Source organism: Pedobacter sp., assembly GCF_965279535.1.
Taxonomy (GTDB): domain Bacteria; phylum Bacteroidota; class Bacteroidia; order Sphingobacteriales; family Sphingobacteriaceae; genus Pedobacter.
In genome coordinates, this window is sequence record NZ_OZ257244.1 from 4,334,836 (window position 1) to 4,354,689 (window position 19,854).

Below are 19,854 nucleotides of genomic sequence, written 5' to 3' on the forward strand. Positions count from 1 at the left end.
TTTGGTAATTGCGTTTCGACGGGCTCAACGTGACAGTCATTTATTGTCATCCTGAGCTAGTCGAAGGAGTTTGTTAATTGCGTTTCGACAGGCTCAACGTGACAGTCGTTTGTTGCCATCCTGAGCTAGTCGAAGGACTTTGGTAATTGTGTTTCGACGGCTTCAAGGTGACAGTCATTTATTGTCATCCTGAGTTAGTCGAAGGACTTTGGTAATTGCGTTTCGACAGGCTCAAGGTGACAGTCTTTTGTTGTCATCCTGAGCTAGTCGAAGGACTTTGATAATTGCGTTTCGACGGGCTCAACGTGACAGTCGTTTATTGTCATCCTGAGCTAGTCGAAGGACTTTGGTAATTGCGTTCAGACGGGCTCAACCTGACAGTTATATAAATACCCCTATTAAAATGTCTATTAATTTTATTCCGATAAACGGGGCCACTACACCACCAATACCGTAAATGAATAAGTTTCTACGTAAAAGTGCTGTTGCGCCTATCGGTTTATAAGCCACACCTTTAAGCGCAAGTGGAATCAAAATCGGAATGATAATGGCATTAAATATTACAGCCGACATAATTGCACTTTCTGGAGTATGCAAACCCATAATATTCAAACTTTGCAAGGCTGGAATTGAGGCAATAAATAAAGCAGGAACAATGGCAAAGTATTTGGCTACATCATTGGCGATGGAGAAGGTCGTTAATGTACCACGGGTAATCAACAGCTGTTTACCAATTTCAACTATTTCAATCAGCTTAGTTGGGTCATTATCTAAATCGACCATGTTACCAGCTTCTTTTGCAGCCTGGGTACCACTGTTCATGGCTACACCTACATCTGCCTGTGCCAGTGCAGGCGCATCATTTGTACCATCGCCCATCATGGCCACCAATTTCCCTAAGGCCTGCTCTTCTTTAATGTAGTTCATTTTATCCTCAGGCTTCGCCTCCGCAATAAAATCATCTACGCCTGCCTTATTGGCAATATATTTAGCCGTTAAGGGGTTATCTCCGGTTACCATAACTGTTTTTACGCCCATTTTGCGCAGGCGTTCAAAACGTTCGCTAATACCGGGTTTAATGATGTCTTGCAACTCAATTACACCCAAAGCTCTTTCGTTTTCTGAAACTACAAGAGGAGTACCGCCATTGGTCGCAATGCTTTTAACATGATCCTCAAGATCTGAAGGGAAAACGTTTCCTGCTTTTTCGACTATATTTCGGATAGCGTCGAATGCCCCTTTTCTAATGCGTCTGCCATCTTGGGTATCTAATCCGCTGGAGCGGGTTTCTGCGGTAAATTTGATGAAGGTAGAACCTTCAGGAGTGCTCATTTGCTTAAAGCCTTGCTCATGGGCAAGTTCGATAATCGATTTTCCCTCAGGGGTTTCATCTGCTAAGGAACTGAGTACACAAGCATCTGTAAAATCTTTGATAATTACTCCTGCGGTAGGATAAAAGTTAGTGGCTTTACGGTTACCAATGGTGATGGTACCTGTTTTATCAAGCAACAACACATCGATATCGCCAGCTGTTTCTACCGCTTTACCAGATTTGGTAATCACGTTTGCCCTCAAGGCCCTGTCCATCCCTGCAATACCGATGGCGGATAACAGGCCACCGATGGTAGTTGGAATTAAACATACAAAGAGTGAAATCAGTGCGGCAATCGTAATAGGTGTGTTGGCATAATCGGCAAATGGTTTCAGTGTTACACATACAATGATAAATACCAGGGTGAAGCTGGCCAAGAGAATAGTCAAAGCTATTTCATTAGGCGTTTTCTGGCGGGAAGCACCTTCAACCAGGGCAATCATCTTATCTAAGAAACTCTCACCGGGAGCAGTACTCACCTGAACTTTTATTTCATCAGAAAGTACTTTTGTTCCACCGGTTACGGAAGATTTATCACCGCCAGATTCACGAATTACTGGGGCAGATTCTCCGGTAATGGCCGATTCATCAATGGTTGCGATACCTTCGATAATTTCTCCATCAGTAGGGATAATATCGCCAGGCTGACAAATAAAAATATCTCCCTTTTTTAATTGATTAGAAGAGCGAGTTTCTACATTGCCATTAGCTAAAATTAATTTGGCAGGTGTTTCTTCTCTTGTTTTACGTAAGCTATCCGCTTGAGCTTTACCTCTCGCCTCAGCAATGGCTTCTGCGAAATTCGCAAACAATACGGTAAGCAATAAAACCAGAAAGATGAAGAAATTGTACCATGGTGAACCTTGTCCGCTATTGCTAAATGAATACACAGTAACATACGCCATAATCAGCGTACCTACTTCTACGGTAAACATTACGGGATTGCGAACCATCACCCTTGGATCAAGTTTGATAAAAGATTGTTTTAATGCTGTTTGCACTAAAGCGGGTTCGAATAATTTATTGTTGGGTTTCATATATCAAGATCTATTTGGGATTTGTCATCCTGAGCATGTCGAAGGCGTTTCCTAATCCATTTCGACAAGCTCAATGTGACACTGATGAGTTATTTAATAAGCGTAAAATATTCTGCCAATGGCCCAAGCGCCAGTGCAGGGAAATAAGACAATGCATTCAACACAAGGATTACCGCAAAGGTCATTAAGGCAAATGTTTTGGTATCAGTTTTTAAGGTTCCGGCAGATTCTGGGATGAATTTTTTAGCCCCCAATAAACCAGCAATTGCTACAGGACCGATGATGGGTAAAAACCGGCCCAAGAAAATCACAATTCCGGTAGAGATATTCCAAAAAACATTGTTATCTCCCAAACCTTCAAAACCTGATCCATTATTAGCATTAGAAGAAGTCATCTCATAAAGCATCTCTGAAAAGCCGTGGAAGCCTGAATTATTTAACCAGTTTTTGGGTTGTACAGTCCAGGAAGCATCACCATGGTTGGTAAAAATATAGCTGGCTAATGCAGTTCCGGCTAAGATTAAAAACGGACTGAGTAAAGTTACCAGGGCGGCAATTTTAATTTCACGTGCCTCAACTTTATGGCCCAGAAATTCCGGTGTGCGTCCCACCATTAAACCAGAGATAAATACGGCTATAATGAGGTAGATAAAATAGTTCAGTAAGCCTACTCCACAACCACCATAAAAAGCATTAATCATCATGGCTAAGAGCTGCCATAAACCTGTTAAAGGCATGGTGCTATCGTGCATTCCGTTTACCGATCCGGTTGAGATTACTGTAGTTAAAGTGCTCCAGTATGCGGTAGCAGCAGGTCCGAGGCGTACTTCTTTCCCTTCCATGGCTCCGCTTGATTGCGAAATACCCATTTTGGCAATTGCCGGATTTCCTCCTAATTCTGAACTTAAAGTAGGGAGCAAAAGCATAAAGAATCCAATACTCATGATGCCAAAAATCGTCCAGGCCAGTTTTCTCCTGCGGATAAAATAGCCGAACGCAATAATCATGGCTAATGGAATAATGGTTTGAGCAGTCATTTCCACCATATTGGTGAGATAGCTTGGGTTTTCAAAAGGATGTGCGGAGTTGGCTCCAAAATAACCTCCACCATTAGTGCCTAAATGTTTAATGGCTACAAATTGTGCAGCAGGTCCACGGGAAACATTAACGGTATCGCCCTGAAGAGAAATAAACTGATCTTTACTTTCATAACTGGCTGGTGTGCCATTAAAAGTTAAAATTAAAGCAATAACAATTGAAAAAGGGAGTAAGAAGCGTGTAATTGAACGTACAAAGAACTCATAGAAGTTACCCAATTGAGCGGTAGATTTATCTCTGAATGCTTTAAAAAGTACAACTGCAGCAGCAATACCGGTAGCAGCACTTACAAATTGTAAGAACATCAGCACAAACTGCTGCGTAAGGTAACTCACCCCACTTTCACCCGAGTAATGTTGTAAATTACAGTTGGCTACAAAACTGATAATGGTGTTAAAAGCCAGGTCTGGTGTCATATCCGGATTTCCATCTGGATTGAAAGGTAATTTACTTTGGTAAATGAGTACCAGAAAACCGTAAACTAACCAAAGTAGATTGATGGTAAGCAAAGCCTTTAGGTGCTGCTTCCAGTTCATCTGTTCTTTTATATTAATACCAGATAATTTATAAATTCCAGATTCAATAGGTTTTAGAAAGTCTGTCCAGACTTTTTCTCCTGCAAATACTTTTGCTAAATATTTACCCAAAGGGATGGCGATGAGTAAGGTAAGCAGGAAGGTGGCAATGATGCCGAATAATTCAGTGTTCATTTTAATTTTGATAATGGGTTAGAGATGGGAAGTGATCGATTACTGACTTCTACACTCTTGAGTTAAAATTTTTCGGGCTTAATCAACACGTAAATCATATAGATAAATACGGCGATAGCGATGATGAATAGTGCTAACATAATTTTTAGATTTTTTCGAACCAGTCGATTGATTTGAACATTGCCCAACAGAGCAATAGCAGGATTAAAAAATAGATTATGGTCATAAACATGATGATTTGTTAATTGCCCATTGCCAACATGCATACCAAAAGAAGATGTTCTTTGTTAATATATTGAATTACAGGTTGTTGTGTTGTTTTTTGGTTGGTGTAGAAATTTTTGGGCAAAAAAAAACCTTTCCATTTTGGAAAGGTTTTTATCATTTTGGGAATTTTGTTTTGAATTTAGAAAGTGAAAATCGGATGATACCGAGTGTCATTAGCTATTAGAAAACTATATTTCTAAAATTACGCAATCTATTTTCTTAATCTTCATAAAGCCTTTATCTGCTGTAATTAATGGGATTTTCAATAATATAGAAGTTGCGGCGATAATTGCATCTGGGATCTTGATATTATATTTTCTTTTTAAATCAATTGTTAGGTACTTATTGCCTGGCTTTGATTTACTTTATAACCGGTAGAAAGCATATCTCTAATAACAGCATCTTGTTGTTTAGATAGGTCTTTCTTACTTAATAATTCAATTTCTGTTATATAAGAGAATGCCCAAACTTCATCTGCAAAAGGTATTAATAATGAATTTGCTTCTAGGAGATATATAAAACAGTTTGTATCTGCTACATATTTAATCCCATTCATTTCTTACTTTTTTTTGAAAATCGACACCATCACCGAACACACCTTTTAATTTGCCGGCAAAATCAGATAGCTTTAGGTTTTTTTTGTCAACTTTGATTTTCTTCAATGCAGCCTCGATAGTTTTTTTATCAGAGTTTTTATCGATTAAAATTACCATACTTATAAAGTTACGAATTTAGTTGAATTACTTAAAATCTCCTTCTTTCTTTAATAAACCAAAATAATCGTCCAGTTTAATTCCTAATGTTTCTTCAAAAGAAGCTTTTAAATCTGCAGGCGTCGGATGCTTATTCTTCCATTCACTGAAATAATTTTGGAAAGCTTTATCCATTTTTTCTCTTCCAACACTCGATTCCAGTATATAAAGCCAAAGCGCTGTCTTTACATAAGAGATCATTCCATATTCGTCAGATGTAGCAAAGTTTGCAGCAGGTGTTTCAATGGCAGATTTCATCGGGATACCTGATACCGCACCATAAATTGCATTTAGAAATTTATCGGATGGAAGTGCTTTTACATTCTCTGGAATAGCATCACCGAAAATAGAATTGGCCCTGTATTTTTCAGCCTCATATCTGAATTGGAAATAAGTATTCAGGCCTTCATCCTGCCAGGTGTGAATCCTTTCGTTGCTACCTAGCATACTCATAAACCAGTTGTGGCCAACTTCGTGCGCAATTACACCATCCAGAGAACTTACTTTGGCATCCGGGCTGGTGATTAACGTAATGGTCGGATACTCCATCCCGCCACTTGAATTATTCTTAGGCCCTTCAATAGCTTGAACCACCGGATATTGATACTCGCCAATCCAGTTGCTGTAATGTTTGGTGGCATCTTTAATATAATCTATCGAATTTACCCACAGTGTTTTAGGCTTGTTGTGGTAGTAAGAAAAAGCATCCACAATTTTACCAGAAGCTAATTTCACCGTGTCGTATTGAATGACTAAATCCTGATCAGCAAACCATGCAAAATCGGGTACATTGTTCATTACATAGCTAAGGGTTTTACTTTTATCTTTTGCTTGATACAAAACCGGCTTTCCATCTCTGTTTGCAGTGTTTTTTGAGCCAATGCTTTTGTATTTCTCTAATTCATCGGTATTTTGCAAGGTACCGGTTGCACCCACAACGTAATTCCCCGGGACAGTAATGTTCACCTTATAGTCGGCATATTCGCTGTAAAACTCGCCCATATCCAGGTATGGAAATTCGTGCCAGCCATCCTTATCAAACACAGCTGGTTTTGGATACCATTGCGTAATCATAAATTCCGTATCGGCATATCCTGAGCGGGAAAAATAACTTGGCAGTTTTACTTTGAAATCAGTAGAAATATCAATGGAGTCACCCGGATTTAGCGGTGCTGGAAGAATAACCTTTACAACATCGATATATTGGGGGTTGGAATGAGCTTCAGTAGCAGCAGCTTTGCCATTCACTTTAAAGTTTAATCCTTCGATGCTGCCGTAAGTAACATTTTTCAATTTTTCTTTACGTGAAGAATCATTTCTGATTTGCTGAAACAGGGCAGTACTTTCATTTTTATAAGCATTTGGCCAGATGTGAAACCAGATAAAATTTAATGTTGAAGGAGAATTGTTTTTGTAAACAATTTTTTCAGTACCCTGAAGTGTTTTATCCTTGTCGTTAAGCTTTACATCAATATTGTAGCTGAGATGTTGCTGCCAATAAGTTTGCTGTGCAAAAACTGAAAGCGAGATGAGGGATAAAAAGAGCATTAACAAGTTTTTTTTCATCATTGAATTTTTATTTTAGTGATACTTTATAGTTCCTTTATTTGGTATTCTTCTATTTTTCGGTAAAGCGTTGTCAAGCCTATTCCGAGGAGTCTTGATGTTTCTGTTTTATTCCCTTTAGTATGAAGCAATACCTTTTGTATGTGATACTTCTCTACTTGTTGTAAATTATAGTCGTTTTGTGGTGCCGTAGCCGCATCAAAAAATTCTGGTGGCAGTGCCGAGGCATCCAAAGTTTTACCATCCGACAATATAACTAAACGTTCAATCACATTTTTTAGTTCCCTTATGTTTCCTTTCCAACGATGTTCTGTTAAAACCGAAAGCAGGTTGTCGTTTATGCTCAAATCAGGGACATTGATTTTTTTGGAAAACTCGGCTAGATAATGTTTGGCCAGCGCTGGAATATCATTTTTTCTTTCCCGTAAAGGGGGCAAAATGATGCTGAACACCGATAAACGATAATATAAATCTGCCCTGAATTTCCCAGCTTCGGCATCTGACTTTAAATCTTTATTGGTTGCAGCTAAAATGCGCACATTCACCTGATTGGTTAAGGTATCACCAACTTTGATAAAGCTTTGGTTTTCCAGTACCCTAAGTAATTTAGCTTGTAAATCGAGGTTCATTTCACCGATTTCATCCAGAAACAGTGTTCCGCCATTGGCTTCTTCCAATAGTCCTTTTTTATCTTTATTCGCTCCCGTAAATGCTCCGGCTTTATAGCCAAATAGCTCACTTTCTAAAAGCTCCGGGCTAAAACCACTGCAGTTTAAGGCTACAAAGGGCTTTAAGGCGCGCGGACTTTCATAATGAATGGCTTGAGCAAAAACTTCTTTGCCGGTACCCGTTTCCCCTAAAAGCAGCACGGTAGTATCGGTTTGGCTTACCTTTTTAGCTAAAGTAATGGCTTCCATCAAGCTTTTCGATTGGCCGATAATGCGATCAAAGCTGTGTTTTCTGGTAATTTTATCCTCTAAATCAAAAACACGCTGCTGCAAGTTGGCTTTATCCATGGCCTTGTAAAGCAAAGGAATAATCTTATCGTTATCATCTCCCTTTACCAAATAGTCGAAAGCTCCATTTTTTATCGCTAAAACACCGTCTGATATGGTGCCATATGCAGTAAGGTTAATCACTTCAACAAAAGGTTTAATGGCCTTAATCTCTTTCACCAAAGCAACACCATTTACATCAGGCAATTTGACATCACTGATGATCAGGCTCACGTCATTATTTCTAAGTAATTTAAGTCCGTCTTTTCCTGTATGCGCCTGAAGCGTCTTAAACCCCTCAAGTTCTATAATACGCGAAAGGAGACCGCTGATTTTCTTTTCATCATCAATGATGAGGACAATCCCATTCATAGGTTAAATTTATGATGCAATATTAAGGATAAAACCTTTAAAAGACGGCAATTTGCCGATTGTACCTTTTTCGTTTCCTAGGCATTAAAATAAAAGCATTTTAGGCATATTTGAATGCACAAAACAAATGATATGATTAAAAGTCTAAAATCAATAACGGTTTTATTGTTAATGGCTGCCTTTTGCTCAGCACAGCAAGTGAGACCTTTAAAATCATCGGAGATTTATAGGGAATTAAAAACCTTGCAGCATATACCAAAGGTGTTGTACCTGGCAGCACACCCTGATGATGAGAACACTGGTATGCTTTCCTGGTTGGTAAATGAGCAAAATGTAGAGACGGCTTATTTATCATTAACGCGTGGAGATGGCGGGCAAAATCTTTTGGGTACCGAACAAGGACCGGCTTTAGGTTTAATCAGAACACACGAACTTTTGGCTGCACGTAATCTGGATGGTGCAAAACAATTTTTTACCAGGGCGATTGATTTTGGTTTTTCAAAAAACACAGATGACACTTTTAAACAATGGAATGCTGATAGTATCACAGCAGATGTGGTTTGGGCGATTAGAAAATTCCGCCCGGATATAATTATCTGCCGCTTTCCACCTACAGCGGCCGCGGGACATGGCCAGCACGCTGCTTCGGCTGTTGTAGCAGAAAAAGCTTTTAAAGCTGCGGCAGATAAAAGCCAATTCCCCAATCAATTAAAGTACGTATCCGTCTGGCAACCTAAAAGATTATTGTGGAATACCTTTCGCTTTGGTGCTGTAAATACAACGGCAGAAAATCAACTAAAAGTAACTGTGGGTCAATACGATCCGCAATTGGGAATGGGTTATGGTGAGTTGGCCGGTTTAAGCAGAAGTTTTCATAAAAGTCAGGGTGCCGGTACGCAATCTGTTGCAGGAATCCGGACAGAGTACTTTATTCCGGTAGCGGGAGAATCTTCAAAAGGAGGGATTTTTGATGGTTTAGCAATGAGCTGGAAGGCCAAAGGATATGCTGATATTGATACCGAAGTAGGTAAAATCATTGCCAATTTCAATTTCAATCGTCCGGATTTGAGCCTCAATGCTTTATTGGCTTTAAGGAAGAAAATTTTGGTCGTAAAAGATTTATACCTGCGGCAAGATAAATTGAAATCTGTTGATCAACTAATTTTAAGCTGTGCAGGTTTGATGGGCGAGGTCGTAACCAATCAGGCAGAAGCAGTGGCTGGAAGCAGTTATAATTTTAGACTGAATCTGATTGCCAGGGCTCAACCCCCTGTAGTGGTTAAGCAAATAAAATGGCTCAATGAAAATGAAACACCCGGGAAACAACTTTCTGCAGATTCATTAGTTACTATTGTTAAAAATATCCAGATTCCGGTTGATACAAAACCAACTGAACCATACTGGATGGCCAATCCTGCGAAGAACGCGGCTACTTTCAGTGTTCCAAACGATACCCTGATTGGCTTACCAGAGGCCGAATCACCATTAAAAGTAGTTGTTGACTTAAAGATTGGCGCTGATGTCTTTTCGGTTGAGCTGCCCTTGTCATTCAAAAAGTTAGACCCTGTTCGTGGAGATGTTGTTGAACCCCTGCGCATAATTCCTGCAGCAGAACTGCGGTTTACACAATCTATTTATCTGGGCAATGGCGAAGATTTACCCATCAGCTTCTTTGTTAAAAGAAATACAGAACAGGCTGGAAAAGGAAGAATCTCTTTGACTTATAATGGCCAATCTATAGGTGGATTAGATGTAGATTTGACAACGAAAAATATTACGGTTAATTACTTACTACCGAAGTCGGTTTGGGGGAAAATTAATGCCAACAGAATTCCCATTGAAGCACAATTAACCTTTGATGGAGCAACTTTTGGTAAATACCAGGTGCTGGTGCAATACCCACACTTACCAACGTTACAATACTTTAGTCATACCACAGCTTTCATTTTAAAAGGAGATGTAAAAGTGAAGGCGAAAAAGATTGGCTATATTCCCGGGGCCGGTGATTTTATTCCAGAGTTTTTACGCGAGGCAGGTTTACAGGTAGATGTTTTGGGTAACGGCGATTTGATGGATGCCAGAAAGTTAGCCGGTTACGATGCTATTGTTGCAGGAGTTCGCCTAAACAATACGGAGAAAAAACTTGGATTATGGATGCCTATGTTAAAGAACTACGTAAATGACGGAGGTACTTTTATTATGCAGTACAATACCAATCAGGATGTTACATTAAATGATCTGGGATTTTATCCATTCCGAATTGCCAACAAAAGGGTTACAGAAGAAGACGCTGCGGTTAAGATTTTAATTCCAAACCACCCTCTATTGAATTATCCGAATAAGATTACTAACGAGGATTTTAAAGGTTGGGTGCAGGAACGTGGCGCCTATTTTCCGGATCAATGGGATCAGAAGTATGAGGCTTTATTTGAAATGCATGATACTGGTGAAGAAGCTTTACAAGGTTCAACGCTTTATGCCAGGTATGGAAAAGGTAATTTTATTTACACGCCATTGGCATTTTTCAGGCAGTTGCCTGCTGGAAATGTAGGTGCCGCGCGCTTATTTTTTAATTTCTTATCAGCAAGTAAAGTAAATGAACAAGCACCTTAAAAACTGGAATACCTGGTACATTATTTTAGCCCTGGCTTTAGTGGCCCAGATTATTGGTTATTACTTTTTTACTAAATATTGGGCATGAGTAACATTGATTGGGCAGTACTTTTAATTACTTTGATTGCTGTGGTGGTTTACGGCGTATTTGTGGGGCGTGGCCAAACAAATAACCAAAGCTATTTGAAAGCAGATAACCAGATGCCCTGGTATATTGTCTTGCTCGGAATTATGGCTACTCAAGCCAGCGCCATAACCTTTTTATCAGCTCCGGGACAGGCTTATACAGATGGAATGCGCTTTGTGCAATACTATTTTGGTTTGCCATTGGCGATGATTGTTATCTGTATCACATTTATACCTATTTTTCAACGACTGAATGTTTACACAGCATACGAATACCTTGAGCAACGTTTTGATAAAAGAACCCGAATATTAACATCACTATTGTTTTTGTTTTCCCGGGGTCTATCTACAGGAATCAGTATATATGCCCCAAGTATAATTTTATCAAGTGTACTCAACTGGAACATTTATTTAACAAACGTTTTAACAGGTGGTATCTTATTGATATACACCTATATTGGTGGCGCTAAAGCCATTGCCCATACCCAAAAACTACAGTTTTTAATCATTCTGGGTACTATGGGCTTTGCCGGCTATCTGCTTATTCAGAATTTGCCCAACGGGATGGGTTTTAATGATGCGCTTTATCTCGCCGGAAAATCGGGCAAGTTGAATGTAATTACTACTGATTTTGACTGGAAAGACAAATACAATATCTGGAGTGGGATAATTGGTGGATTTTTTCTGGCGCTATCGTACTTTGGAACCGATCAAAGTCAGGTGGGGAGGTACATTACTGCCAAAGATACTTCCACTGGAAGAATGGGCTTATTGTTAAATGGTTTGGTGAAAATCCCGATGCAGTTTTCCATTTTATTAATCGGTGCATTGCTTTTTGCATTTTTTTCGCTGAAACCGGCACCCATATATTTCAACGAACGCTCGTATCAATACCTAAAAGACACGCAACCGCAAAGCGCTTCGGCTTTTGAAAGTGAACATCAACAGTTGCAGGAGCAATTCAATCAGGAATCAAAAACGATTTTAGCTGAAAAAGCTTCACAATCGCCAAACCTGGATAAATCTGTGCAGCAGTTTAAGCAAACGCAGTTGAAAGTTAAGGATTTGCACGGGAGGGTAGAAGAGGCGATTAATCAATCAGGCTATAATGCCGAAAAAACAGATACAAACTATATCTTTCTGTATTTTGTAAAGAATAATCTACCCATCGGGATGATCGGTTTGCTATTCGCCGTAATTTTTCTGGCGAGCTGGGGCTCAATCTCTGCTGCACTCAACTCACTTGCGGCTTGTTCTTTAAAAGATATACACTTGATATCAGCAAAAGAAACGCTGAGCGATGAAAGGGAGCTTTTCTACAGCAGGATGCATACCCTCGCCTGGGGTATTTTTTCTATCGCAGTGGCCATGTTCGCTACTCAAATGGGCTCGCTAATCGAAGCTGTGAATGTTTTGGGTTCGCTTTTCTATGGCCCTATTTTAGGGATTTTCCTTGCAGCATTTTATTTTAAACAGATTAATGGACGATTGGTGTTTGTTTCAGCAATTTTAGCAGAAATACTCGTTATTGCGGTTTACAATTTCAATATTGTGTCATTTCTTTGGTTAAATGTAGTGGGTGCGGCAGCAGTAATCATATTTTCATTGTTTGGGAGATTGTTTTATCAACCTAAAGAATTAAATTCGTGAAATCATAAACAACAATAACAGATAAATAAAATACTATGAAAACGATGATTAAATCAATCGCATTGCTATTTGTAGCGGTTGGCGTTTCAGTAAGCGCAATGGCTCAGGATACCCCAGCGAAACCAAGTCCGGCAGCCACAGCAACCGGAAAGGTGAAAGCTGCCACCATTACCATCAATTACAGCAGTCCGGCAGTAAAAGGACGTAAAATCTGGGGTGGTTTAGAAGCATGGGATAAAGTTTGGCGTGCTGGTGCAAATGAAGCCACCACTTTTGAAACTGATAAAGACATTACAGTAGAAGGAAAAGCTTTACCAGCTGGCAAATACAGTTTCTTCCTGATCCCTAAAGAAAGCGGAACATGGATTGCAATCTTCAACAAAGAACCTAAACAATGGGGTGCTTATAAATATGAAGAAGCTAAAGATGCTTTGCGTGTAGAGGTGAAAACAAAGCCTTTAAAAGCAACACAAGAAAGATTGGTTTATAAAATTACCAAAACAGGTTTTGCCTTAGAATGGGATAAAATTTCTGTGCCGGTTTCGATTAAATAAGAGATCAAATAAAATATTAGCGAGCCATCCTCAAAAGGGATGGCTTTTTGTTTTGAGATGCTTCAAAAGGCTAATTTTGACACGCTATCTACAAGCCTATTTCCCGTGCAATCTGTGTTCCATTGCAAAACGCAAACCAAAAGCTAAGCTTACTTTTTCTTGTGTGGATTATGCGGTTTAAGTTAAACGCTGTTTTTTTGTCATTTAGGGGCATTTAAAAGTAGTTTTTCCAATTATCCAGTATCTAAATGGTAAAATAATGAGCAAATGGTATTTTGGAAATTTAGCTTATAACATAATATCATCTTAACCTTAAAAAGCCTATTTTAGTTGCCATCAAAATAATCCAAGCACTTTAATGAAATCTTTTTATTCCCTTTTAGCTTTTTTATTGATTTTTAAGTTAAACGTTTTAGCTCAGCATGGAGCAACTCAATTTTCAATTGACAATACCAAACCGGTTGATTTAGTAAATGTTTTCCTGGGATCATCAGCCGATCACGGGCAGATGTCTCCTGCAGCCTCTTATCCATTCAGTATGTTGAGCATTTGCCCGCAAACTTATCCGAAAACACATACAGGATATGAGTATCTGGCTAAGAAGTTTCTGGGTTTTACGCACAACCGTTTTGAGGGGGTTGGTTGTCAGGGCTCCGGTGGAAATATCCTGATCAAGCCTTTTTTAGGCACTGAACCGGCGAAAACAGAATTGATTAAAGCAACAGAACAAGCCAGCCCCGGATATTATGAAGTTGGTTTTGAAAATCAGATCAAAGCTAAATTGACGGTGCTGGGTAATTCAGGTAAAGAGATTTATCAGTTTCCAAAAGGAGCAAAAGGTTTTTATGTAGACCTTGGCTATGCCTTTAACGGAGCTTTTGTAGCTGAGGAGCACGAAGTGCAAAACAATAAGATTACGGGTTGGATTGTGTCTAAAACAACTTGTGGCGCAGGGAAATACAAGATTTTTTATTGCTTGCAGCTCAAAGGAGCAGCTAAGTGGAAGGATCTTGGAGATCATAAACTAACCGTTAACCTGGATGCTGAATCAGCAATTGAAGAAGTAAATATTGCTTTTTCTTCTGTGAGTACAGCAGCCGCTCAAAAAGCTATAAGTAAAGCTGGTTTTGAAGAAACGAAAGCAGAAAGTAAAAGAGATTGGAATACTAATCTTTCTAAAATCGCAGTGAGTGGAGACCTGGAGAGTGCAAAGCTTTTTTATTCTTTACTATACCGAACCATGCAATCTCCTTACGTCATTTCTGAGTCGGATGGACAATATAGAAACACTAAAGGTGAGCTCAGGAAAGATAAAGAAATCCGTTACAACGGCTGGGCCATTTGGGATAATTACCGTACACAGTTGCCTTTGCTTTCGCTCATCACACCGGAACGCTACTCAGGGATGGTGACTTCCATTGCTGAAATGTATCAATCAGGTAAAAAGGATTACGCAACCCAAACAGAGCCTAGTAATACCGTAAGAACTGAACATGCTATAGTTGTTTTGTTAGACGCCTATCGTAAAGGTTATCCGGTAGATTTTAAAGAAATAGCTGATTCTTTAGTGAAAGAGGTGGATCATTTAGATTATAAATCGCCAGATAAAGCCCTTGAATCCAGCTATGACAATTGGGCGTTATCACAAATTTTTATCATTTTAAAAAATAAAGAAAAGGCCGCTTTTTATCTGAATAAAGCTTTGGAATACAAAAATTACTGGAATAAAGATTTTAAGGATATGACCAGGAGAGATGTAGACCAGATGCAGGCCCGCGGACTGTATCAGGGAACCATCTGGCAGTATCGTTGGTTTGTACCTTATGATTTTAAAGGTTTGGTAGCCTTAGATGGGGGAGAGGATGCTTACCTGGCTAAATTAGATGAGTTTTTTGAACGAGACCTTTACAATCACGCCAATGAACCTGATTTACAGGTTCCCTTGATGTATAATTTTACCAAAGTGGCTCATAAATCTCAATACTGGATGCATCAGCTGGCAGCAGATACCGTAATTCAAAACTATTTCAACGATAACAGCAGGGGCATAGGTTCCTATATTGGGAAAATTTACAGAAATCAACCCCATGCATATTTGCGCACCATGGACGATGATGCAGGAGCCATGAGTGCCTGGTACGTATTTACAGCCAGTGGTTTTTCTCCGGCTTGTGTAGGCTGGCCAATATACTACCTAAACGTTCCGCTTTTTCCAACCGTAACGTACCAATTACCAAAGGGAAAAACGTTCAAAATAGAAGTAGAACAATTTAATCCAAAGCATAAGTACATTCATTCGGTAAAACTAAATGGTAAACCTTTTAACAGGAATTACATTACTCAGGATGATATTGTAAACGGAGGCATTTTAACGATCAAGACTTCTATGGTGCCTGTAAAAAATGAAAATCAGGAGAAATGGATTTCGAGTATAGAGGAATAACCGAATCAGAATTGAATTTTACTTACAAAAAAATGATCAAATACAGGAAAATCTGCAAAACATAATTTGGTTGACCAATGTTATAGTTATATTAAAATTGATAACATGGCACCTTTAAAATTAAGCGAAGAACAAGTTGCTGCATTTAGTAGCAGAGTAGATCAAACTGATACCGATAACCAGTCTTTAGAGCTTCATCCCGAAGCCTATAAAGTAAAAGGGCCATCACCAGAGAAAATGAAGACAGTTTCTGCTTCATTAAGGCAATATGCCAACGGTTTGTACGGCCTTTTGTAAGGTTAAAAAATTAAGAGAAGAAGTTGCTGGATGTTCTGGCAACTTTTTTTTATGGTTGATTTTTAAATGGTACCGGTAAGCGGTTAAAATTTAATGAATTTATCGATCTGCTCATTTGTGAATTTAATGGTATCAGGTTGAATTAAATCGCCTGCTTCATTGAGTTCGGTTTTTATATTGGGGATATGTAATCTTAGGGGTAAAATATGGAGGTGGATGTAATGACAAACACCCGTAAAATGTTCTACGCCCCGAATATTGCCGTATTTCCCGGATGAGACTCCTACCAATGCCGCTTTCTTATCGTAAAAACTATCAGGGAAATTGCAGGCATCTATTAATACTTTTAATACCCCGGGATAGCTGCCGTTGTACTCGGGCATAATGAACAGGAATTTTTCCGTATCGGATATCATGTCCTGTATTTTTTGAAATTCATCCGACCTTTTCCCGTACATATCTGTGTTAAGAACATCAACTGGCAGATGCTCTAAACTAAAGATATTCGTTTCAACGCCCTTTTCTTTCAGTTGTTTCTGGTAATATTTCGCAACTTTTAGCGTATTGCTATGGGGTCTGTTGGTAGCGGCTATTATTGTTATCATGCATAATTGTTAATAAGATGTTTAAAACGCACATCGCCTTATTGCTAAAATTACCATATAGTTTGTATCTTAGCTGATTGTGAAAAAGGGCGTAAACAATGCAAAAATAGGACTTTTTTAGCAATTAAAAGGCATTAAAGGCAGCGCCCAGACAAACGTTTAGTAAATTTCGGATAGATAGATGAGCAAAATAATTGCATTAGCAAATCAAAAAGGTGGAGTAGGTAAAACAACTTCATCGATTAACCTGGCTGCGAGTTTGGCCGTATTAGAATATAAAACTTTATTGGTAGATGCTGATCCTCAGGCGAATTCAACTTCAGGAATAGGTTTTGATCCCCGAAATATTAAAGATAGTATTTATGAGTGCATCATCAATGATATTGATCCTGCTCAGGCTATTCAAAAAACGGATACACCCAATTTGGATCTTTTACCAGCTCATATTGATTTAGTAGGTGCCGAAATTGAAATGATCAATTTAAACAACCGCGAATACAAGATGAAGGCGGTTTTGGAGAAGATTAAAGATCAGTATGATTTTATTATTATCGATTGTTCCCCTTCATTGGGTTTAATCACCATTAATGCTTTAACTGCTGCAGATTCTGTAATCATTCCGGTACAATGTGAATATTTTGCATTAGAAGGATTGGGTAAATTGTTAAATACTATCAAAATTGTTCAGAACCGCTTAAATCCGGAATTGGAGATTGAAGGCATTTTACTTACGATGTATGATGTGCGTTTACGTTTATCTAACCAGGTGGTAGAAGAGGTAAAAACACATTTCCAGGATCTGGTATTCGAAACCATTATCCAGAGAAATACGCGTTTGAGTGAGGCACCAAGTTATGGTGTTTCGGTAATTATGCATGATGCAAACTGTAAAGGTGCTATCAATTACTTAAACCTTGCGCGAGAAATTGTTAAGAAAAATGGCCTGTTAAAAGAAGAGGCTAATATTGATTCAGTAACATTATAAATTTATAGATGACATCCTTTCAGCGAAAAACAGGTTTAGGAAGAGGGCTTAGTGCGCTTTTAGATGATAAAGAATCTACGAATCAACCCAAACAACAAATTGATCCGGTTAGTGAAACGGAACAGGTTGGTAGTATCAGTCATGTAAATTTATCAGATATTGAGACCAATCCTTTTCAGCCCCGTACAGAATTTGATCAGGTTGCTTTAAACGAGCTTTCTGATTCGATAAAAGTACAAGGCCTGATTCAGCCAATAACGGTTAGAAAAATTGGATCAAATAAATATCAGCTCATTTCAGGTGAACGCCGTTTCAGGGCATCTAAACTGGCTGGTTTAAATCAGGTTCCTGCTTATATCCGCAGTGCTAACGACCAGCAAATGCTGGAGATGGCATTAATCGAAAATATCCAGCGTGAAAACTTAAATGCCATTGAGGTGGCCCTTAGTTTTCAAAGGATGATTGATGAAGTGGGTTTGAAACAAGAACAACTTGGTGAACGGGTAGGCAAAAACAGAACTACTGTAACCAACTATTTAAGGTTATTAAAACTTCCTCCAGCCATCCAGGCATCCATTCGCGATCAGAAAATTAGCATGGGGCATGCCAGGGCGCTAATTAACGTAGATGGTGTAGATAAGCAATTGTTTATTCACCAGGAAATTTTAGATAAAAATCTTTCTGTGCGTAAAGTAGAAGAATTGGTTCGAAATTTACAGCACATACCGCTTAAACAAGCAGATAAACCCAAAGAAAAAGGTGTTTCTTTTCAATATCAAAAATTACAGGACGATCTGGCTTCAAAATTTGCTACACGTGTAAAACTGAAAGTAACGCAGAACGGAAAGGGCGCGATCGAAATTCCTTTTATGAGTGATGAAGACCTGAACAGAATTTTAGAGTTATTAGATTGGTAATGCAAGTCCAGAGACTTTTAATACTGCTTTCTTTATTTACATTTTTTCTTGTAAATCGGGCCTCAGCTCAGGTTGAGGATACGGTATTAAAGTCAACTGATACAACTAAATCAGTTAAAAAGCCAGTTGTTCAGCCTAAAGTAATGACCCGGCAGGATTCTATGAAAGCCAGGTATGTAAATCCCGGGAAAGTTGCTGGCAGAAAGGCGATATTCAGATCCATGATATTCCCAGGCCTGGGCCAGATTTATAACCTCCATTTACTTAACGATGGTTATGGAGAACGTGCGGGTAAAAGCCAAACTGGGCAACGCATTTATACCATTGGTAAAATTGGGGCAATTTATGGTGGTTTCACCGCTTTAACCATTGCTTATATTGATAACAGGCAACTTTATAAACGCTTTTTGGCAGAAGCGCAGTATCGGGAAGCTAATCCTGGCAAAGAAAATGATCTGGTGCAATACTCAGATGCTGGTGTGCTTTCTGGTAAAAGTACCTATAAACGGAACTCACAAATTGTAATTTTTTCTTACGGACTGGTGTACATCGCCAATATCGTAGACGCGTATGTTGCTGCGCGATTGCATTTCTTTAATATTGATGACCAATTAGGTTTCAAGATCTCACCTTCGGTAATTAACTCAAGTAATATGTATGGTTTTTCTGCAAATCCGGCAGTAAAACTCTCTTTCACATTCTAAAAATATAAACATGAAAATAGCGCTTTTAGGTTATGGTAAAATGGGGCAGATTATAGAAAAATTTGCACTTGAACGCGGCCATGAAATCGTTTTAAAAATCACCATTGATAATCAGGAAGACTTAACAAGGCAAAATCTGAAAGCTGCTGATGTAGCGATAGATTTCAGTACACCTGATTCTGTTTTGAATAATATCAACGCCTGTTTTGACGCCAATGTGCCCGTTGTGGTAGGTACTACCGGTTGGTATGGTAAGCTTCAGGAAGTTAAAAATGAGTGTAACAGCAGTAACAATACCTTGTTGTATGGGTCTAACTTTAGTATCGGCGTTAATTTATTCTTCAAGTTAAACCAAACTTTGGCCAAACTGATGAATAAATACCCGGCATATGAAGTGCAGGTAGAAGAGATTCATCATACACAGAAACTGGATTCGCCAAGTGGTACAGCAATAACCCTTGCTGAAGGAATTGTAGATAATGTAGAGCGTAAAAGTGAATGGTTAAATGAAGTTGTGGGTACAGATGTAGAGCTTTTCCCTAAGCCAGAGCAGTTGCTTATTGAATCGCACAGAATTGAGAATATTCCGGGTACGCATACGGTGATTTACAGCAGTGAGGTAGATGATATTGAAATTAAGCATACTGCTCATAACAGAGCTGGCTTTGCATTGGGAGCTGTAGTGGCAGCAGAATGGCTAAAAGACAAAACTGGATTTTTCAGTATAACAGATATTTTTGAATAATAAGCAGATAATGGTTAACCGATTGATCAGTTAACAAACCAAATAA

General features: G+C 38.9%; 18 protein-coding genes. 9 read left to right on the forward strand and 9 right to left on the reverse strand.

Annotated features, from left to right (window positions below):
- Positions 1–381 precede the first annotated feature (381 nt).
- The 8 genes from kdpB to ACQY77_RS17925 form a co-directional block, all read right to left on the reverse strand.
- A complete protein-coding gene (kdpB, locus tag ACQY77_RS17890) occupies positions 382–2,409 on the reverse strand; it encodes a potassium-transporting ATPase subunit KdpB (protein ID WP_421940941.1) in 2,028 nt (675 codons plus the stop codon).
- 89 nt (positions 2,410–2,498) lie between these two features.
- Positions 2,499–4,217: a potassium-transporting ATPase subunit KdpA gene (gene kdpA, locus ACQY77_RS17895; RefSeq protein WP_421940940.1), complete on the reverse strand. Its 1,719-nt coding sequence runs from the start codon at positions 4,215–4,217 to the stop codon at positions 2,499–2,501.
- A 62-nt stretch (positions 4,218–4,279) separates the two neighbouring features.
- Positions 4,280–4,483, reverse strand: coding sequence for a potassium-transporting ATPase subunit F (locus ACQY77_RS17900; protein ID WP_428430017.1), 204 nt, complete (start codon positions 4,481–4,483; stop codon positions 4,280–4,282).
- 189 nt (positions 4,484–4,672) lie between these two features.
- Positions 4,673–4,816 carry a PIN domain-containing protein gene (locus tag ACQY77_RS17905; protein WP_421942417.1) on the reverse strand — a complete coding sequence of 48 codons (144 nt, stop codon included), beginning with the start codon at positions 4,814–4,816 and terminating at the stop codon, positions 4,673–4,675.
- Between the two features lie 2 nt (positions 4,817–4,818).
- Positions 4,819–5,040: a hypothetical protein gene (locus tag ACQY77_RS17910; RefSeq protein ID WP_421940939.1), complete on the reverse strand. Its 222-nt coding sequence runs from the start codon at positions 5,038–5,040 to the stop codon at positions 4,819–4,821.
- Positions 5,027–5,197: a hypothetical protein gene (locus ACQY77_RS17915; RefSeq protein ID WP_421940938.1), complete on the reverse strand. Its 171-nt coding sequence runs from the start codon at positions 5,195–5,197 to the stop codon at positions 5,027–5,029. Before ACQY77_RS17915 ends, ACQY77_RS17910 begins: the two co-directional genes overlap by 14 nt.
- Before the next feature lie 27 nt (positions 5,198–5,224).
- A complete protein-coding gene (locus tag ACQY77_RS17920) occupies positions 5,225–6,805 on the reverse strand; it encodes a M1 family metallopeptidase (RefSeq protein WP_421940937.1) in 1,581 nt (526 codons plus the stop codon).
- Positions 6,806–6,828: 23 nt separating this feature from the next.
- Entirely contained in the window at positions 6,829–8,169 is a 1,341-nt protein-coding gene (locus ACQY77_RS17925; protein ID WP_421940936.1) for a sigma-54-dependent transcriptional regulator, read from the reverse strand.
- A 132-nt stretch (positions 8,170–8,301) separates the two neighbouring features.
- Here ACQY77_RS17925 and ACQY77_RS17930 point away from each other — a divergent pair, with 132 nt between their 5' ends.
- The 5 genes from ACQY77_RS17930 to ACQY77_RS17950 all read left to right on the forward strand — a co-directional run bounded on the left by ACQY77_RS17930 (position 8,302) and on the right by ACQY77_RS17950 (position 15,852).
- Entirely contained in the window at positions 8,302–10,782 is a 2,481-nt protein-coding gene (locus ACQY77_RS17930; RefSeq protein WP_421940935.1) for a PIG-L family deacetylase, read from the forward strand.
- Positions 10,783–10,866: 84 nt separating this feature from the next.
- The gene (locus ACQY77_RS17935) at positions 10,867–12,558 is read left to right on the forward strand and encodes a sodium:solute symporter (protein ID WP_421940934.1); all 1,692 of its coding nucleotides are present in this window, start codon (positions 10,867–10,869) and stop codon (positions 12,556–12,558) included.
- Positions 12,559–12,593: 35 nt separating this feature from the next.
- Positions 12,594–13,112 (forward strand): DUF2911 domain-containing protein, encoded by a 519-nt coding sequence (locus ACQY77_RS17940; RefSeq protein ID WP_421940933.1) that lies wholly within the window; start codon positions 12,594–12,596, stop codon positions 13,110–13,112.
- Positions 13,113–13,470: 358 nt separating this feature from the next.
- Positions 13,471–15,555 (forward strand): glycoside hydrolase domain-containing protein, encoded by a 2,085-nt coding sequence (locus ACQY77_RS17945; protein WP_421940932.1) that lies wholly within the window; start codon positions 13,471–13,473, stop codon positions 15,553–15,555.
- Positions 15,556–15,660: 105 nt separating this feature from the next.
- A complete protein-coding gene (locus tag ACQY77_RS17950) occupies positions 15,661–15,852 on the forward strand; it encodes a hypothetical protein (protein WP_421940931.1) in 192 nt (63 codons plus the stop codon).
- Positions 15,853–15,935: 83 nt separating this feature from the next.
- On the opposite strand, the gene ACQY77_RS17955 is transcribed toward ACQY77_RS17950, so the two are convergent.
- A complete protein-coding gene (locus ACQY77_RS17955) occupies positions 15,936–16,457 on the reverse strand; it encodes an NADPH-dependent FMN reductase (protein WP_421940930.1) in 522 nt (173 codons plus the stop codon).
- A 181-nt stretch (positions 16,458–16,638) separates the two neighbouring features.
- Between ACQY77_RS17955 and ACQY77_RS17960 the strand changes: the two genes are divergently transcribed.
- From ACQY77_RS17960 to dapB, 4 genes are read left to right on the forward strand one after another with little or no spacing between them, the layout of a single operon-like run.
- Complete coding sequence (locus tag ACQY77_RS17960) at positions 16,639–17,442, forward strand: ParA family protein (protein WP_421940929.1); 804 nt, start codon at positions 16,639–16,641, stop codon at positions 17,440–17,442.
- Positions 17,443–17,450: 8 nt separating this feature from the next.
- Positions 17,451–18,359 carry a ParB/RepB/Spo0J family partition protein gene (locus tag ACQY77_RS17965; protein WP_421940928.1) on the forward strand — a complete coding sequence of 303 codons (909 nt, stop codon included), beginning with the start codon at positions 17,451–17,453 and terminating at the stop codon, positions 18,357–18,359.
- Entirely contained in the window at positions 18,359–19,063 is a 705-nt protein-coding gene (locus tag ACQY77_RS17970) for a DUF5683 domain-containing protein (protein WP_421940927.1), read from the forward strand. Before ACQY77_RS17965 ends, ACQY77_RS17970 begins: the two co-directional genes overlap by 1 nt.
- Positions 19,064–19,073: 10 nt before the next feature.
- A complete protein-coding gene (dapB, locus tag ACQY77_RS17975; protein WP_421940926.1) occupies positions 19,074–19,808 on the forward strand; it encodes a 4-hydroxy-tetrahydrodipicolinate reductase in 735 nt (244 codons plus the stop codon).
- Positions 19,809–19,854: the final 46 nt, after the last annotated feature.